Origin of the sequence: Erwinia sp. MYb416 (genome assembly GCF_037479575.1) — a bacterium.
In the GTDB taxonomy this organism is placed as follows: Bacteria; Pseudomonadota; Gammaproteobacteria; order Enterobacterales; family Enterobacteriaceae; genus Erwinia; species Erwinia rhapontici.
In genome coordinates this window covers 1-1,045 of sequence record NZ_JBBGYT010000147.1, presented here as the reverse complement: position 1 = coordinate 1,045, position 1,045 = coordinate 1, and the positions used below count along the sequence as shown (strand labels likewise).

Below are 1,045 nucleotides of genomic sequence, written 5' to 3'. Positions count from 1 at the left end.
CCACACAGGTGTTGGGTTCGCTGAACAGCTGATGAATACGACGGGTAAATTCCGCTTCAGTGACACCGCGAGCACGTGCAATCTGTGGCGTGATGCCGGTGATCATCACGGCTTCCGGCTGTGGCAGATAGTCATCCGCAGGCTGACAGTAAAACACCTCAGGCTCGCCCAGGATATTGAAATCCATATCGGTACGGATGCCCGCGAACTGCGCAGGGCGGTCCAGCGAGGGACTTTTACCGAAGGTCTCGTAATCGTGGAAAAGGAAGGTAGGTTGATTAGTTGTGTCTTTCACTGTTTCGCTGTCCACTTCTGTTTGTTAACTTTCTGAAAAGGCAGTGCTCAACTCTACTTACAAACCCTGCATTATTCACATCTGTTCATTATGGTTCGCTTTAGTCTATGCAATATGGTGCACATAGTGGGTACAGAATCCCTGAAATCCCGCGTACAGAAAATCATATGGCCCTCAGCGACACTAACTTCGCGCTATACATGGTAAACCATATTCGGACTCGCCTGAAGTAGCAGGCCTCTATGGCCTTGCATATTCGCATATCTGTAGGAAGGGTATGGCATTTTGATATTGATATTGCGGTAAAAATGACGACGTTGCCTGAGAGTGTTGCCAGCTGTAAACCCGCTAACAAGGCTGGAATTTGTACGGTGATGCGCGATACACAGGGTTTTGAAAACGCAGTGCGTTTATGCAGTATTTTTTTCAACGCACTGATTTATATTGTTTTTATTGATTTTCTTGAGTGATTTATAGCAACCCCATTAATAATTTAAAATCAATGGGATTAGTACTTTTACGGTTCCATCATAAAGAAGTCTGCGGAGAAAGATCTCTCGATGACAGTTATTATGACAATATCAGGTTGATATCTTCGAATCAGTTCTTTGAGGTCTTCAGGCTTTTTGGTGAAAGCATCGAAATGCCTTTCCATAATTTCACTGAAAGTTGCATTCATATACGGGTAAAGTGCTATTCCGAAAGAGTCTCTCAGCCAGAGCACTTTCATCTTATTTAATGCTCCAGAAG

At 44.2% G+C, this 1,045-nt stretch carries 3 protein-coding genes; 1 reads left to right on the top strand and 2 read right to left on the bottom strand.

What is annotated here, in order from left to right:
* Positions 1-295 (bottom strand): exonuclease domain-containing protein (locus tag WH277_RS01400; RefSeq protein WP_339503939.1); only part of this gene is annotated, 295 nt, incomplete at its 3' end.
* Between the two features lie 242 nt (positions 296-537).
* On the opposite strand from WH277_RS01400, the gene WH277_RS01395 reads away from it, so the two are divergent.
* On the top strand, positions 538-765 hold the full coding sequence (locus WH277_RS01395) for a hypothetical protein (RefSeq protein WP_339458064.1): 228 nt from the start codon (positions 538-540) through the stop codon (positions 763-765).
* A 47-nt stretch (positions 766-812) separates the two neighbouring features.
* On the opposite strand, the gene WH277_RS01390 is transcribed toward WH277_RS01395, so the two are convergent.
* Positions 813-1,045, bottom strand: a 233-nt coding sequence (locus tag WH277_RS01390; RefSeq protein WP_339503937.1) for a hypothetical protein, incomplete at its 5' end; no start/stop codon positions are given.

Coding starts and splice junctions, on each gene's coding strand:
- WH277_RS01395 (WP_339458064.1), top strand. CDS start 538: ATGGCCTTGCATATTCGCATATCTGTAGGAAGGGTATGGCATTTTGAT.